This is a genomic window from Streptomyces sp. NPDC047028 (assembly GCF_040644095.1).
Taxonomy (GTDB): domain Bacteria; phylum Actinomycetota; class Actinomycetes; order Streptomycetales; family Streptomycetaceae; genus Streptomyces.
Genome location: NZ_JBEYVS010000003.1, coordinates 238,578 through 253,235, shown reverse-complemented (window position 1 = coordinate 253,235; position 14,658 = coordinate 238,578). Strand labels below are relative to the sequence as shown.

Annotated in this window: 15 protein-coding genes; 7 read left to right on the top strand and 8 right to left on the bottom strand. The window is 73.0% G+C overall.

Features of this window, described 5'->3' with window-relative positions; genetic code table 11:
* Window positions 1–12 precede the first annotated feature (12 nt).
* Entirely contained in the window at window positions 13–1,908 is a 1,896-nt protein-coding gene (locus ABZ854_RS04705) for an NAD-binding protein (RefSeq protein ID WP_361204356.1), read from the bottom strand.
* A 254-nt stretch (window positions 1,909–2,162) separates the two neighbouring features.
* Here ABZ854_RS04705 and ABZ854_RS04700 point away from each other — a divergent pair, with 254 nt between their 5' ends.
* The 3 genes from ABZ854_RS04700 (at window position 2,163) to tsaA (ending at window position 4,331) form a co-directional block, all read left to right on the top strand.
* A complete protein-coding gene (locus ABZ854_RS04700; protein WP_361204353.1) occupies window positions 2,163–3,104 on the top strand; it encodes a permease in 942 nt (313 codons plus the stop codon).
* Window positions 3,101–3,832 carry a TIGR03943 family protein gene (locus ABZ854_RS04695; protein WP_361204171.1) on the top strand — a complete coding sequence of 244 codons (732 nt, stop codon included), beginning with the start codon at window positions 3,101–3,103 and terminating at the stop codon, window positions 3,830–3,832. The genes ABZ854_RS04700 and ABZ854_RS04695 overlap by 4 nt, the downstream gene beginning before the upstream one ends.
* A 94-nt stretch (window positions 3,833–3,926) precedes the next feature.
* Window positions 3,927–4,331, top strand: coding sequence for a tRNA (N6-threonylcarbamoyladenosine(37)-N6)-methyltransferase TrmO (gene tsaA, locus ABZ854_RS04690; RefSeq protein ID WP_361204168.1), 405 nt, complete (start codon window positions 3,927–3,929; stop codon window positions 4,329–4,331).
* Between the two features lie 12 nt (window positions 4,332–4,343).
* On the opposite strand, the gene ABZ854_RS04685 is transcribed toward tsaA, so the two are convergent.
* From ABZ854_RS04685 to ABZ854_RS04675, 3 genes are all read right to left on the bottom strand, one after another.
* Entirely contained in the window at window positions 4,344–5,204 is an 861-nt protein-coding gene (locus tag ABZ854_RS04685) for a hypothetical protein (RefSeq protein ID WP_361204165.1), read from the bottom strand.
* Between the two features lie 284 nt (window positions 5,205–5,488).
* Window positions 5,489–5,620: a DUF397 domain-containing protein gene (locus tag ABZ854_RS04680; protein ID WP_361204163.1), complete on the bottom strand. Its 132-nt coding sequence runs from the start codon at window positions 5,618–5,620 to the stop codon at window positions 5,489–5,491.
* Window positions 5,583–6,497 (bottom strand): helix-turn-helix transcriptional regulator, encoded by a 915-nt coding sequence (locus ABZ854_RS04675; RefSeq protein WP_361204160.1) that lies wholly within the window; start codon window positions 6,495–6,497, stop codon window positions 5,583–5,585. The genes ABZ854_RS04680 and ABZ854_RS04675 overlap by 38 nt, the downstream gene beginning before the upstream one ends.
* Window positions 6,498–6,735: 238 nt before the next feature.
* On the opposite strand from ABZ854_RS04675, the gene ABZ854_RS04670 reads away from it, so the two are divergent.
* Window positions 6,736–7,149: an ATP-binding protein gene (locus ABZ854_RS04670; protein ID WP_361204157.1), complete on the top strand. Its 414-nt coding sequence runs from the start codon at window positions 6,736–6,738 to the stop codon at window positions 7,147–7,149.
* 31 nt (window positions 7,150–7,180) lie between these two features.
* Here the strand turns inward: ABZ854_RS04670 and ABZ854_RS04665 are convergent, their stop codons facing one another.
* The 4 genes from ABZ854_RS04665 to ABZ854_RS04650 all read right to left on the bottom strand — a co-directional run bounded on the left by ABZ854_RS04665 (window position 7,181) and on the right by ABZ854_RS04650 (window position 9,006).
* On the bottom strand, window positions 7,181–7,615 hold the full coding sequence (locus ABZ854_RS04665; protein WP_361204154.1) for a VOC family protein: 435 nt from the start codon (window positions 7,613–7,615) through the stop codon (window positions 7,181–7,183).
* Between the two features lie 298 nt (window positions 7,616–7,913).
* A complete protein-coding gene (locus ABZ854_RS04660; protein WP_129307751.1) occupies window positions 7,914–8,135 on the bottom strand; it encodes a hypothetical protein in 222 nt (73 codons plus the stop codon).
* Window positions 8,136–8,277: 142 nt separating this feature from the next.
* Complete coding sequence (locus ABZ854_RS04655) at window positions 8,278–8,730, bottom strand: hypothetical protein (protein WP_361204151.1); 453 nt, start codon at window positions 8,728–8,730, stop codon at window positions 8,278–8,280.
* Between the two features lie 87 nt (window positions 8,731–8,817).
* A complete protein-coding gene (locus tag ABZ854_RS04650; RefSeq protein ID WP_361204148.1) occupies window positions 8,818–9,006 on the bottom strand; it encodes a hypothetical protein in 189 nt (62 codons plus the stop codon).
* Between the two features lie 392 nt (window positions 9,007–9,398).
* Between ABZ854_RS04650 and ABZ854_RS04645 the strand changes: the two genes are divergently transcribed.
* From ABZ854_RS04645 to ABZ854_RS04635, 3 genes are read left to right on the top strand one after another with little or no spacing between them, the layout of a single operon-like run.
* Complete coding sequence (locus ABZ854_RS04645) at window positions 9,399–10,472, top strand: AfsR/SARP family transcriptional regulator (RefSeq protein ID WP_361204145.1); 1,074 nt, start codon at window positions 9,399–9,401, stop codon at window positions 10,470–10,472.
* Between the two features lie 33 nt (window positions 10,473–10,505).
* Complete coding sequence (locus ABZ854_RS04640; RefSeq protein ID WP_361204142.1) at window positions 10,506–12,737, top strand: TOMM precursor leader peptide-binding protein; 2,232 nt, start codon at window positions 10,506–10,508, stop codon at window positions 12,735–12,737.
* Window positions 12,727–14,643 carry a TOMM precursor leader peptide-binding protein gene (locus tag ABZ854_RS04635; RefSeq protein ID WP_361204139.1) on the top strand — a complete coding sequence of 639 codons (1,917 nt, stop codon included), beginning with the start codon at window positions 12,727–12,729 and terminating at the stop codon, window positions 14,641–14,643. The genes ABZ854_RS04640 and ABZ854_RS04635 overlap by 11 nt, the downstream gene beginning before the upstream one ends.
* The last annotated feature ends 15 nt before the right edge of the window (window positions 14,644–14,658 follow it).

Below are 14,658 nucleotides of genomic sequence, written 5' to 3'. Positions count from 1 at the left end.
AGCCCCCTGGGGTCAGCCCAGACTGGCCAGTCCTCGTCGAGTCGCGGCAACGACGACCCTGTCACCGGCCCGAAGAACATAGTCCCGGCCGACCTCGGCCCGCCCCTCCAACGCCAGCACCCTCCACGCCCCGGCCCGGAACGCCTCCCCCAACGCCTGCCCCTCCAACTCCACATGCCCACCCACGTCCACCGCGGCGAACACCAACACCCTCCGCTCGACCGGAATCGCCCCCAGCACCTGCCTCCCCAGCATCGCCCCCGCGAACGCCGGCGCGGCCAAGTGCGACACACTCCGGCTCCGCGTCTGGGCCAGCGGATGCGCGGCCCGCAGAGTCCGGTACACCGCCGTGGCGAAGTCGTCGTCGTACAGCCGTAGCACCACCCGAAGATCCGGCCGCACCGACCGCGCGTACAGCACGGCCTCCAGATTCGTCGTGTCCGAACTCGTCACCGACATCAGCGCATGCGCCCGGTGGATCTTCGCCGCCTCCAGCACCCCCTCCTGCGTCACATCCCCCAGCACCACCGGCACCCGCAGCCGCCGGGCCGTGGCCAGCCCCCGCGCCTCCGGGTCGGACTCCACGCACACCACGGGAATGTGCAGTTCCCGCAGCCGGGTCAGCACCCGCGTACCGATCTTCCCCAGCCCGAGCAGCACCACGTGCCCGCCCAGCCCACGCGGCGGTTTCCGCAGCGCGGACGCCGTACGGAAGGTGCCCAGCCCCTCCAGGACGGCCGCCAGCAGCACCGGCAGCAACAGCAACCCGACCAGCCCGGACAGGAGTTGCAGGATCTGCCGCCCCAGGGACGCCCCGATCGCCGGGTCGTCGATGGCGAACAGATCGAGCAGCGTCAGATAGAACGCCCTCAGCGGATGAATGCCGGTCACCACCCACAACGCGACGGCGAGCGCGACGACACACCCCACCAGCCCGGCCAGCGACCACCGCAGCCGGGGCGAGAACAGCGAACCCAGCGGCGGCACCGCCGCCCCCACCCCGCGCCCGGCGGCCGCCCCCGAGGCGGACCCGTCCGAGGAGGTCACCTGCTCCAGCACCACGGAGCCCCGCGCCCCGGCCCGCCGTACCTCCTCGTCGTCCGGCAGCAGCCGCGGCCCGTGCTCCCCGCTGCCCTCGGACCCGTCCGCCCCGGCGGGATCGGTACTGGTCGCCGACAGCAACGCCAGCGTGCACAGCCCCGGTTCGGCGGGTCGCCCGACCCCCGCCGGCAGCCGCTCCACGGCCCGCAGCAACAGCCCCTCGGTCTGTACGACCTTGCTGGTACCGGCGACGGCGGTCGCGGCCAGCGCGGGGGCGGCCGTATCGGCGTCGGACAGCACGGTCGTAGAAGCGGCATCCGGCCGAAGCCGCCCCCCGCCCCCGCCCCCACGTCCGTCCCCGGCGCCTTCCCCCTCACCGGCCGCCAACGCGGCCGTATGGTCGAGAAGTTGCTCGATGTGCTGCCCCAACCGCCGGTTGTAGAGCCGTAACACGAGCCGGATGCACGGATTGAGCCTGCGCGCGGTCAGGGCGGCCCGGATGTTGGTCTCGTCGTCCTCGTACACCAGCGCGAGCGCGGCGGCCCGCTCCACACCGGCCTCGGTGAACACGGCCTCGGTCAGCTCAGCGGCCTCCAACACGCGCTCGGCATCCGCTCGGTGAGCCGCGCCACCGCCGCCACCATTGCCCACCCCCGCGGAACCGTTCCCGTTCCCCGCCCCGCGGCCGACGGCGGCGCTGACCACCCGGTCGAACAGGGCGACGGAGGCGGCACGCGCCCGGCCGACGACCGGCGTCCCCACCGTGCGCTCATGCGGCGGTACGACGAGGACGACCTGCTCGCCGTACACTCCGCGCAACTCGGCGGCCAGCCGGTGCGCGAGCCCGTCGTCGCCGCACACCACCATGTGCGACGACGGGTCACCGGGCGCAGCTTGAAAGGGAACGCTTGCCACGAGGGAAAAGACTGCCCCAAGAACCCGCCTGGTTCCAGAAACGCCTGAACACCGCCGCAGTGACCCGCGTACCGAGAGCGAGGGAGCACACAGCCGGAGGGACACCCGTGGCCACAACCGAACACACCACAACCACACCCCCAACCGCACCCCTCAAGGCGCCCCCTGCCACCCCCACCCCCACCGCCACCCCACACCCCCGCCGCCTGACCTCCCCCCTGATCCTCACCCTCACCCTCCTCCTCGCGGTCCTCGCCCAGTCCCCCCTGCGCGGAGCCCTCGGCAGTCCCGTGATGCAGACCTGGATGACGGTGTTCGTGGCCGTGACCGTCCAGGCGCTGCCCTTCCTGGTGCTGGGAGTGCTGCTCTCGGCGGGGATCGCGGTGTTCGTCCCGCCCTCCTTCTTCGCCCGGGCCCTGCCCACCCGTCCCGCGCTGGCCGTACCGGTGGCCGGACTGGCGGGCGCGGTGCTGCCGGGCTGTGAGTGCGCGTCGGTGCCCGTGGCCGGCGCGCTGGTCCGCAGGGGCGTCACCCCGGCAGCCGCCCTGGCGTTCCTCCTGTCCGCGCCCGCGATCAACCCGATCGTGCTGACCGCGACGGCGGTCGCCTTCCCCCGGAACCCGGAGATGGTCCTGGCCCGCTTCCTCGGCAGCCTGCTGGTGGCGTGCGCGATGGGCTGGCTGTGGCAGCGCCTGGGCCGCACCGACTGGCTACGGCCGTCGGCGCACGCCCCGCACGAGGGCGCGACGAAGGGGGAGACGTTCTGGAACTCGGTGCGCCACGACACCGTGCACGCGGGCGGCTTCCTGGTGCTCGGCGCGATGGCCGCGGCCACGCTGAAGGCGGCGACCCCGGCGACCTGGCTGCGTACGGCGGCGGACACCCCGGTGCTGTCGATCCTGGCGCTGGCCGTCCTCGCCGTACTGCTCTCGATCTGCTCGGAGGCGGACGCGTTCGTCGCGGCCTCCCTCACCCAGTTCTCCCTGACGGCCAAGCTGGTGTTCCTGGTGGTGGGCCCGATGATCGACCTCAAGCTGTTCGCGATGCAGGCCGGCACCTTCGGCCGCGGTTTCGCGCTGCGTTTCGCCCCGGCGACGTTCGCCCTGGCCGTGGCGGGCGGCATCGTCACCGGAACGGTGCTGCTGTGAACCGCCCGGCACAGGCGGCGACCCTGTTCCTGCTCGGCGCGGCCCTCCTCCACGCGGGCCTGACCGACCTCTACCTCCGCTACGTCAAGGCGGGCCTACGCCCCCTGCTGCTGGCGTCGGGAGCGGTCCTGATCGTGGCCGCACTGGCGACGGCCTGGTACGACCGACGCCACGACCGACCCACCCCCGCGCACCCCGACCACGCCGACCACGCCCACCCGGAGCCCCGCATCTCCTGGCTCCTGGTCCTCCCCGTGCTCGCCCTGATCCTCATCGCGCCGCCCGCCCTCGGCTCGTACAGCGCGCTGCGCACCGGCACGGCCCTGCAGAAGCCGTTCGGCTACACCGCCCTGCCACCCGGCGACGCCCCCCTCCCGCTCAGCCTCGTCGACTACGCGGGCCGGGCCGCCTACGACCACGGCCGCTCCCTGCACCACCGCCCCGTCCGTGTCACCGGCTTCCTCGCCCTGGACCGCAAGGGCGCCCCCTACCTGGTCCGCATGGCCCTCAACTGCTGCGCGGCGGACGCCCGTCCCGTGAAGATCGCCCTGACCGGGAAGCTCCCGCCGGTCCTCCGCCCCGACGCCTGGCTGGAGGTGACCGGCACCTACACCCCGCTCCAGACGCGCGACCCGGTGAACAACGGCCCCGTCCCGTACCTGAAGGTCACCTCGGCCCGCCCGGTCCCCGTGCCGCACGACCCGTACGACGAGACCTGGAACACCTGATCCCCGGCGCGGCGTGTTGGCCCTACCGCTGGTCCGCCCCCTGCATCAAGCTGTCCCCGCCCCTCTCCCGGCCTCGCGAAGGGATCAACATCCCATGCCCGCACCCACCCTGCGCCCCATCGGCCGCGTGGAATCGACGCTGACCGACCTGGCCGACGCCCCCCGGCAGCCCGACGAGGGCGCCCCGGACGCCTGGCTCGTCCTCGACGAGCGGTACGCCCCCGCCCTGGACGGCCTCACCCCCGGCACGGACGTCCTGCTCCTGACCTGGCTGGACCGCGCCGACCGCGACACGCTCACCGTCCACCCGCGTGGCGACCTCACCCGCCCCCTCACCGGCGTCTTCGCCACCCGCTCCCCGGACCGCCCCAACCCGATCGGCCTGCACACCGTCCACATCACCGCCATCACCGGCACCCGAGTCCACATCAGCGGCCTGGAAACCGTCGACGGGACCCCGATCCTGGACATCAAACCCCTACTGACACCGGAACGTTGAGGACCCCGTCAGTCAGGCAGCACTGGTCGCTGCGGATGCCCGGCAGTCGCGGCAGCGGTCGGGTCCGCCCGCGCGGATGGCGCGTTCGCAGCCGCCCTCGCAGGTCCGCAGGGGCCGTACCGGTGGCCGGGACTCGGCCGGGGGCAGCGGTGGGGGTGCGGGGAGCGGGATCTCGCGGAGGCGGAAGGCGAGGATGCCGGCCGGGCGGGCCAGCAGGCGGTCCGGCAGCCCGGCGGTCAGCAACGAGGTGATCTGCGACCGCCCGACCCCGGCCGCCAGCCACACGCCGACGGCCGGAGCCAGCCGTACGGCCTCCTGCTCCGACAGCACCAGCCGCGGATCGACGCGGCGCAGCGAGCGCAGCACGTCGACTGCCGCGGGATCGGCGTCGGCGAGCGAAGCCTGTTCCTCCGGGGGCGCGGCCTTTTCCCGTACGGCGGCTTCGGGAACGGCCTTCTCGGCCCTCGGCGAGCTTCGGGGCCGGGGTGGCTTCGGTGGGGTACCGGGGTCGGGGGCGGCGCCGCCGCCGGGAACGTCGTAGAAGAACGTCCGGGTGCGGATCTGCCCGCTCGGCAGTCGCTCGCGGCGGCGTTCCAGGTAACCGGCGCGCTCCAGCTCCCGCAGTGCCCTCGAGATCAGGATCTCGCCCTCGGTGAAGTGCGCGCACAGGGCGGAGACGGTCACGGGGGCGCCGTCGGGGAGCGAGGCGATGTACGCGGCGACGCCGATCGTGACCGCGCTGCCGCGCAGCTGGGCGAGGGCGTTGGAGATCACGGTGAAGTCGGCCGTCAGCCGGGTGCGTACGTGGATCACGCCGGAAGTGGGAGCTCCGGCGTCGGCGCGCAGGCGCGCGTTAGACTGCGAGTCAGCCATCGGGAAGGTTGTTTCTTCCTGATCGGTCAGGCCCTCGATCGGGATGCCAGTCCCGGCCGGGGGCCGTCGTCTGTGTGCGGTTGTCGCGGCGAACGTAGCCGTCCGTCTCCCGCCCCCGCAAGCCGGTCACTCGGACGGGTGACGTGGGCTTTTGGACCGGGGAGGGTGGGTGGGCGGGTAGTTCTCTCTCCCGGTTCTCATAGGAGGTCCGTGGCCCGCCGGACCCCCGCGGACAAGGGTCCGGTGAGCCCGGCAGGCGGACGCCGACCGACGCCCGGTCCGCCTCAGTGACGGTGGCGTACGGCCTTCAACTCGCCTATGAAGACGGCCCAGGAAGCGGCGTCGAAGCACAGCGCCGGACCGTCCGGGACCTTGCTGTCACGGACGGGGACGACGGCCGGAAGTCCTTCGGCCACCTCCACGCAGTCGCCTCCCGCCTGATTGCTGTAGCTGCTCCTGCGCCAGGCGACGCCGGTCAGATCGGGACGGGAGATTCGCGCCACGGTAGTTGCCCTCCATCGTGGACCGGATCACGTCGAGTGACATGAGCGGGGGCAGGGCTGCCGCCCGCAGCCGATCGTAAATCACCGTGTAGCGACTGACATCGGCCGGTTCTTCGATGAGTTGGCCGTAGTCCGCGCCTTCCGTGTAGGCCACGTCAGTCCCGTCCGGCATGGTCAGGAGCGTCAGTGATCCGCCCATGGACTCGTGCCCGCCCTGGTCGAACGGCAGGACCTGCACCGTGATGTGGCGCTCCGTGGCAGCGTCGAGGAGCCGGACCAACTGCTTGCGCATCACGGCGCTGCCACCGATCGGGCGCCTGAGTACCGCTTCGTCCAGGATCACCCACAGCTCCGGCCGGTCCGGTGAACTGAGCCTTTCCTGACGGCCCATGCGGGCTGAGAGCCGCTCCTCCAACTGCTCCTCACCATCCAGCAGCGCGTCCAGGCTCAGCACCGCCCTCGCATAGTCCTCGGTCTGCAAGAGACCAGGCACCACGTGGGCGGCGTACTGCCGAATGACGACGGCCCGCTCGGCGTACTCCATGAACCGGCGGGACCAGTCGGGGAAGGCCTCTCGGTAGACGTAGGGCCACAGCTCGATCAGCAACTCGTCCGCACCGAGGGCCACATCCAGGGAACGGGTCAGCTCCAGGGTCGGTTTGGCCCCGGAAGCGCGCTCGATCTGGGTGATGCGGCTGCTCACCACGTGGGCCAGGGCGCCGAGTTCGGACTGGGTCAGTCCGGCGGCGATACGGAGCCTGCGTACGCGCGCTCCGAAGAGGGCGGCCATGGACGCACTCGGGTCGATTGCGTTGGCCAAAGCGTCACTTCCGTTCCCTACGGGGTGAAAAGTAAGGCTGCGTCACCTGTCGAGCGTAGGGCGAGCGGACGAGGCTTGAGTACGGAACGTGACGACTCGTACACGACGGACGTACGCCTGCTCGGGCTCGACGGACAAGGACGGAAGCGCAGTGCTGACAGGAACGACGACTTCGGCATCCGGGGCACCCGAAGCCTCCGAACCCCGCGTGTTCACGGGGCAGTTCGCGTCGACACCGAAGGGCGCGCGGCTGGCCCGGCGGGCGGCCGTACGGCGCATGGAGGAGTGGGGCCGGCCGCCGGAGTCGGGCGAGTCGTGCGCGGTGGCCCTGGTCGTAGCGGAACTCGCGGCGAACGCCGTACAGCACGGGCGGTTGCCGGGACACGAGTTCGGGCTGCGGCTGTCAGTGGACGCCGACGCGGGGGTGGTCCGTATCGAGGTCGCGGACGCGGCATCGGGGAAGCGGCCGCCGGTGACGCCGCCGGTGTCGTATCCCGAGGGGGAGTCCGGGAGGGGACTGCTGCTCGTGGATGTTCTGGCGGTGCGGTGGGGTTCGGCGCCCCGGCGGCCGATGGGCAAGACGGTCTGGGCGGAGGTGGTGCTGGGGGAGCAGGCCCGCTGAGGGCGCGGGCGGGAAGGCCGGCGCCGGTCACTCAGTCGAGGCAGAACTCGTTGCCCTCGACGTCCTGCATTCCGAGGCACGACTCGTTGTACTCGTCAGCGAGCAGCAGCTTCCCGCGTACGGCGCCGAGTGCGACCAGCCGGGCGCATTCGGCCTCCAGCGCGGCGACGCGCTCCTCGCCCTGGAGCCCGGTGCCGACCCGTACGTCGAGGTGGACCCGGTTCTTGACGACCTTGCCCTCGGGAACCCGCTGGAAGTACAGCCGCGGGCCCACGCCGGACGGATCGGCGCAGACGAACCCGGCGCCCTGACGCTCTGGAGGGAGCGACTGGTCGTACTCGCTCCAGCTGGCGAACCCCTCCGGGGGCGGGGGCACGACGTACCCCAGGACCTCGCACCAGAAGCGGGCGACGCGCTCGGGTTCCGCGCAGTCGAAGGTGACCTGGACCTTCTTGATCGACGTCATCGCGCCATCGTAGGGCGGGGCCCCGAGGCAGGAACAGCCAATAAAAGTGGGCCACGGTGACGGCTAGGCCGCCTCGACCCCCGCGGACCCGGCGTCCGAGCCGGCAGGCTCCCGCTCATGGTCGTCTTCCCGGATGTCGGGGGCCCGGAAGGGATTGGTCGCCGGGGGCGGCGACGCGGCGGTGGAGCAGCGGGGCTGCTCCTCCAGGGCGGAGAACAGCGATGTCGGTTCGATGAGGGGACTCTCTTTCGCTTCAGCCCCGGAAGGGACTGGTGTGCCGTAACCGGGCACGGCGGTTCTACAACTTGGCCATCTTGGCGTACGGACTCAAGATCCGCATCTGCGCCGACCCGAAGTCCACGAGCGCGGCGACTCCGTCCTCGACGCCGATGACCCGGCCGAGGCCGTACATGTCGTGCGAGACCTGGTCCCCCACAGCGAAGTGCTTGGGCGCCGGCGGGACCGGCGCACGGAAGGGGCTGGTAGGCAGATGACGCTTCGGCGCAGCAGGCTTTGTCATGGCTCAGTATGCGCCTCCAAACATCCGCCCCGCTGTGGCCATCAGCACAGATCCACCCGCCCCCACCCCCTTGACCCACCCCTGACCTGCCCTTTCAAGAACCCATAAAACCGGAATCCCCCCGTCAACAAACGCGAGACGATCAGCCGAACCGGACGACGAGCCGCACGTTCTTTGGACCGTGCAGCCCGCCCAGAATGCGCACCACCTCCCACACGGGCCCCCAGTGCGTCGTGTCACCGGCGACCGCGCGACGGCTCCGCCGGCCAGAGCCGTCGGTCTCGTCCCAGTCGGCGTCGATCAGTTCGGCCCAGGTGATCCAGGTGGTCCCATGGGTGTCCTCGGGCCCGCCATACGCGGTGAAGGCCGCCCGCACCTCGTCCGACACGTCCTCCGGCAGACCGCGATGGTCGGCCAACGGCGCGAACCCGAACGAGTTGCGCACCCCGAAGAGACAGGCGACCGCGTCGTAGGCGTTCCCGCTGTTGAGGACGACGACTGGGGGCCATCTCTCGCTCGCCGTTTCGCCCGCACTGCCGAGACGTCGGACGGTCTCACCGGCCGGTCCTGGGGCGTCGAGGGCACCGGCCGGCACCCGGACCTCGGGCTCTCGCTGCCGCCGTGGCAGAACCTGCGCCGGCTGCCGGACCCGCCCGGCGCGATCGCCAGGTTCGGGCGAGAGTCAGCCGCGCTGGTCCCCGGAGGCCGGGGGTTCGAGCCGCCGGTTCTCCGCCAGCAGTTCGTCGTACCTGTGGGACAGCTCCTCGTACCGCTCGTCGGCGTCGGCGTCGCGCTTGCGGCGGTTCAGGACGTACAGCACGACCGGTCCGGTAATCATCGAGACGACCGGGATCAGCGCCCACCACGACATGGTTGTTCCCTGAGAATGTGAGGCGGTCCGGGAGGACCGGGTATGGCTGATGGTGTTTGCCGTTGATGGCCCGCGAGGAATGGACGCCCGGTCCTCCCGGACGCTCATTGAGATTCCTCTCCCGCGCGCCGGTCACGGGGAGCGCGCCGTGCCACGTCACCGGGAGGGTATGCCCCGGAAGGGCCCCGCCAACACCGCTCGGCGCAACGGCCTTCACGTCCCCCGCTCGTCATCAGGTGTTTCGCACCAACCTCTGGACGGGCCGACCGGTTCGCTTCTAAGTTCCCGTCTCGGCAGTCCACTTGTTCACGTCCTACACCTCTGGCGTGGTCAAGTGCCCTGCTGTGCCAGGCAGTTGCTTCATCACTTACCGTGCGAGGCGAAAGGCTTTGGTGAAGACCGGACTCCCCACACCCGTCGGCGCCCTTCCTGACCAGCAGGCCACCGCGGCGCATCCGGGCCGCCCCCGCTTCCAGGTCCTCGGCCTGCTGGCCATCACCGACGGTCACGAAACCGTCGTCCTCCAGCCCTCCAAACCGACCTCACTGCTGGCCGCCCTGCTGCTGCACCCCGGTGCCGTGGTCTCGGGCGAGCTGCTCCAGCGCGTGGTGTGGGGGGACCGTCCACCGTCCGGCGGAAGATCGGCGCTGCACACCTGTGTTCTCCGACTGCGCCGTCTGTTCTCCAAGTACGGGGTCGCCGACCACGCCATCGAGGCGGTGCCCGGCGGTTACCGGCTCCATGCGGACGCCGAGACCCTGGACCTGCTCCACTTCCGCGACCTGCTCGGCCGTGCCTCGGCCGGCGACGAGCCGGAGTCCGCGCTGCGGCTGGCGCGGGCGGCGCTGGGACTGTGGAAGGGGCCGCTGCTCGGCAATGTCCACTCCGACGAGCTGCACCGCGACCACGTGCCACGCCTGGCCGAGGAGCGGTTGCTCGCCGTGGAGCGGGTCTTCGACGGCGAACTCCGCCTGGGCAGACACCGGGAGATGATCGCCGAGGCCCGCGAGGCGGTACACGCCCAGCCCGGCCACGAGGGGCTGTCGGCACTGCTCATCGAGGCGCTGTACCGCTCGGGCCGCCGGGCCGAGGCGCTCGCGGAGTACCGCCGTATCCACGCCCATCTCACCTCCGAACTGGGGGTGGAGCCGGGAGCGGTGCTGCGCGGTCTCCAGCTCGCGGTGCTGCGCGGCGAGCCGTACGGCGGGCGCCCGGCGCTGCCCGCGGCCGGTGTGCCGCCCTCTCGGGCGGCCGGGGCGTCGTCCGCGCTGGAGCGGGCCTCTCCGCCGGCGCCGGGCGCGCTGGTGCTGCGTGCACTGGTCGACGCCGGGCTGCTGGAGGAGGACCCGTCGGGCCGATACCGGGTCCACGACCTGCTGCGGCTCTTCGTCCAGGCGGTCGGCACCAGCCTCCCGGCCACCGCACCGCACGACCCGGCCAAGAAGCCCCCACCCCCCGTCGACTGACCGCTCCAACGTTCTTCACGGAGGTTGTCCAGCATGGCGCCTGCTCCCCAGTCCCACGAGGAGATCGCCCGTTCGCGGCCCCGCATCCGCCGCGACGTCCTGTTCACCCGCACGCCGGACGGCGTGCTGTTCCACAACGCGCACGGCGGCTTCAACGTCGTCACCCAGTCCGCGTACCGCTTCGCCGCGCTGATCGTGCCCCATCTCGACGGAGAGCGCCGGGTCGAGGAACTCTGTGCCGGCCTGGGGGACAAGCAGCGCGACATGGTGGTCCGACTCGTGCGCGCACTCTACGCGCGTGGTTTCGCCCGGGATGCCGGGCCAAGACCCACCGGCAGCACGTTGTCACCGCAGGTGACGGCACGTTTCGCCCATCAGCTCGACTATCTGGATCACTACGCCGACGACGCCCACGGCAGGTTCACCCGCTACCGGGACACTCGTGTCGCGGTGCTCGGGGACGACGAGATGGCGAGGTGGGCCGCGCTGGGTCTGCTGCGCAACGGCTGTGCCACGGTGGCCGTCACGGTCGAGGACGCGGCGGAGGGCGCCCTCGACGACGAGCCCCGCGGCACGGCCGGCCTGGACGCGGAGGTCGCGGGGCTCACCGAGGCGGGCTGCGCGCCCGCGCTGACGCGGCTGCCCGGGGGCACACTGGGCTGGGCCGACCTGGACGGCTGGGACACCGTGCTGGTGACCGGGGCGGGCGCGCCCGCTCAACTGCTGCGGCTGCTCACCGAGGGCGTGCCCGTCGGGCGGCGGCTGCTCGGGGCGTGGACCTTCGGGGAGCGGGCGGTGGTCGGGCCGGTGATGACGGCCGGGACGCCGGGCTGCTGGTCCTGCGCCGCGCTGCGGCTGGGCGCGGGTTCGGACGCGGCCGACAGCGCCGACCTGTGGTCCGGCCTCGGTCCGGCCGCGCCGCTGGGGACGCCCGCGCGGGTGCCCACCGGGCCGCTCGCGGGGATGCTCGGCAACCTGCTGTCGTTCGAGGTGTTCCGGCTCGTGACGGAGGCGCTGCCGGCCGAGACCCGGAACCGGGTCATCGTGCAGGACCTGAACTCCCTGGACGTGCTCGCCGAGCCGCTGCTGCCGCATCCCCGCTGCCGGTTCTGCGCCTCCGGGGAGCCCAAGGCTCCGGACGGGGCCGCGTTGCGGGGTCCGCACGCGGACGACGAGCCGGTGGCACTGCCCGCCGACGGCCCGGCGGACGAGGCGGCGGCCAAGGGAGCGCTGGCCGCGCTGGAGCTGCGGGACGTGCTGGTCCGCGAGGCCGCCGGGGTGTTCGGCGGCTATGCCGACGACGACTGGGAGCAGACCCCGCTCAAGGTGAGCACCGTACGCGTGGGCGTCTCTCCCGGCCGCCTGCGCGAGGTCTCCGCGATCGACGTGCACCATGTGGCCGGGGCTCGGCTCGCCGCGCTGTTCCGGGGCGCGGAGGTGTACGCCGAGCATGTGGTGCCGCCTCGGGTGGGCGGCGAGGGGAGCCGGATCGCGCCGGCCGAACTCGTCCTGTCCAGTGGGCTGAACGCGCCCGCGGACCGGATCGCCGCCTGGTCGGAGGCGACCTCGCTGCTGGACGGGCGGACCGTGCTGGTGCCCACCGGCGCGGTGCGCACCCTGGGCGGCTGGAACGACCAGGGCCTGTTCGAGCGCACCTCGGCCGGTACGGGCGCCGCGGGCACCCCCCGGGCGGCCCTCGTCCGCGCCCTGCGCTCCGCCCTCGCCCACGACGCCCTGCGCCGGGCGATCCGCAGGACAGCGCCGGTACGGCTGGTGAACCCGAACTCCCTTACCGATGACGCCGAGTTGCTGTTCCTGCTGCGCTCGGCCGAGAACCTGGGCGTCGCGGTGGAGGTGCTGGACCTGACCGGAGCGGGGTCCACCGCGCTGTCCGTGGCCCTGGCCCGCTGCACCGACCCGGGGAGCGGGGCGGGGCGCTGGGCGCCGGGCAGCGGTCTGCGTCCGCGCGAGGCGGTGCTGGAGGCGCTGCGCGATCTGCTCGGCGCGGAGCAGATGCGGCGGGCCGGCGCCGAGCCGGACCTCGGCGACCCGCTGTGGGCCGACCTGGAGGCGGCGGCGCTGGTCCCCGAGGGCGAGCCGGTACCCCTGCGGGCCGAGGGGACCGACTGGGCGGGGGTGCTGGAAGCGCTGGCTGCGGCCGGGCGGGACGCGTTGGCGGTGCCGGTGGCCGCGCCGGACCTGGCGGCGGGCGAGATCCATGCCGTGCGCGTGCTGCTCACCCGTGGCGGGCCCGGTGCCCACTGAGACGGAGGCGGCGCCGGTCGCCGTCGACGCGCCCTGGGACCAGGTGTGCGAGCGGCTGACCACCGCGCTCGCCTCCCGGGTCCCCGGCCGGGACGCCGTGGTGACGGCACTGGGCGTCTGCGACGAATTCAGCGACGCCAAGGCGGAGTTCGCTCCCGATGTGATCCCCGTGGGCCTGTACGGGCATCACGCCGTGGTCGGCCCGGTGGCTCCCGCCGGCGGACATGGGTGTCCGCGCTGCCTGGCCCGCCGCTGGCAGGCGGTACGCGCCGGGTTCCTGCGGGACGCACTGGAGCAGGGCGGGCCCACCCGCGCGACCGGGGCCCCGCCGTGGGGTGCCGACTTCGTGGTGGACGCGCTGGCCGCGCTCGTCTCCGCGGCCGACGCGCACCCGCCTGCCGTACGCCATCCGTGGGTGTGGCTGCTGGACCTGGAGACGTTGCGGGTCACCCGCTTCCCGCTGGTGCCGGACGGGGAGTGCCCGGTCTGCGCGGACCGGCCGGACGACACGGCCGAGGGTGCCCGGATCGCCCTGGAACCCGCCCCGGAGCACGCGCCGGGCAGCTTCCGTACCCGGCCGCTGTCCGCGTACGACCTGGCGTCGGAGGGCTTCGCCAACCCGGTGACCGGGATGCTCGGCCCGTCCGTGGTGCCCGATCTGACGTCGGCCTCCACCTCGTCGGCCGTCGGCGCCTTCACCACCCGCTCCGGCGCCTATCTGCGCGAGTGCTACTGGGGCGGGCACACCGGGGCGTACGGCACGAGCGTGCGGGTCGGGCTCCTGGAGGGGCTGGAGCGGTACGCGGGGATGCGGGCCCGCGCCCGGCGGCCGGTCGTCACGGCCACGCTGGAGGAGCTCGGCGACACGGCGGTCGACCCCCGGATCACCGGGCTGTACCCGGACACCTTCGACGCGGAGGCGGCCGGCGCGCCCCGGTTCGCACCGGACCGGCCCGTCCAGTGGGTGTGGGGCTGGTCGCTGCGGGACGACCGGCCGGTCCTCGTCCCCGAGGTGGTCGCGTACTACCACGCGCCGGGCGGCATCCGGCGCCGGTTCGTGCAGGAAAGCTCCAACGGCTGCGCCTCGGGCGGGAGTCCGGCCGAGGCCGTGCATCACGGACTGATGGAGACCATCGAGCGTGACGCCTTCCTGCTGGCCTGGTTCGGCCGGGCCAGGCTGCCCGAGATCGACCCCGCGAGCAGTGCCCGGCCCGCGACGCGCGCGATGGTGGACCGGCTCGCGATGTACGGGTACCGGGCGCGGTTCTTCGACACCCGGATCAGCTTCCCGGTGCCGGTGGTGACCGCGGTGGCCGAGCGGGTGGACGGTGGGCCGGGGCTGCTGTGCTTCGGCGCGGGCGCCTCGCTCGACCCGGAGGACGCGCTCGCGGGCGGGCTGTGCGAGATCGCCACCGACTCGGTCAACCTGCGTCGCCGTACCGCCCGCGAGGAGCGGCGGCTGCGCCGGATGGCGGCCGACTTCGACGAGGTGCGGGTGCTGCACGACCATCCGTTGCTGTACGGGCTGCCCGAGATGGGCCCGTACACCGACTTCCTGCTGCGCGACCGGGACGACGCTGACCGGGTTCCGCTCGCCTCGCTCGCCCCGGACCGCCCCCGGCCCCGCCCGGCGGACCTGTGCGCGGACGTGGAGGCGGTCGTGGCGGACGTGACCGCACGCGGTTTCGACGTGATCGTGGTCGACCAGACCGCCCCGGAGCAGCGGAGGTTGGGGCTGAGCACGGCCAAGGTGCTGGTGCCCGGTCTCCTCCCGATCGACTTCGGCTTCAGCCGGCAGCGCGGCCCGTGGCTCCCCCGTACCCGCACGGCGCTGCGGGAGGCCGGGCTGCGTACGGCGGACCTGTCGCCGGACGACTGCAATCCGGCCCCGCACCCCTTCCCCTGACCGCCCCCGCGGTTG

What these genes read in the sequence shown, in the direction of transcription:
- ABZ854_RS04705 (WP_361204356.1), bottom strand. Translation starts at nt 1,908, where the DNA reads ATGGTGGTGTGCGGCGACGACGGGCTCGCGCACCGGCTGGCCGCCGAG.
- tsaA (WP_361204168.1), top strand. Translation starts at nt 3,927, where the DNA reads ATGCCCGCACCCACCCTGCGCCCCATCGGCCGCGTGGAATCGACGCTG.
- ABZ854_RS04685 (WP_361204165.1), bottom strand. Translation starts at nt 5,204, where the DNA reads ATGGCTGACTCGCAGTCTAACGCGCGCCTGCGCGCCGACGCCGGAGCT.
- ABZ854_RS04675 (WP_361204160.1), bottom strand. Translation starts at nt 6,497, where the DNA reads ATGGCCGCCCTCTTCGGAGCGCGCGTACGCAGGCTCCGTATCGCCGCC.
- ABZ854_RS04665 (WP_361204154.1), bottom strand. Translation starts at nt 7,615, where the DNA reads ATGACGTCGATCAAGAAGGTCCAGGTCACCTTCGACTGCGCGGAACCC.
- ABZ854_RS04660 (WP_129307751.1), bottom strand. Translation starts at nt 8,135, where the DNA reads ATGACAAAGCCTGCTGCGCCGAAGCGTCATCTGCCTACCAGCCCCTTC.
- ABZ854_RS04650 (WP_361204148.1), bottom strand. Translation starts at nt 9,006, where the DNA reads ATGTCGTGGTGGGCGCTGATCCCGGTCGTCTCGATGATTACCGGACCG.
- ABZ854_RS04640 (WP_361204142.1), top strand. Translation starts at nt 10,506, where the DNA reads ATGGCGCCTGCTCCCCAGTCCCACGAGGAGATCGCCCGTTCGCGGCCC.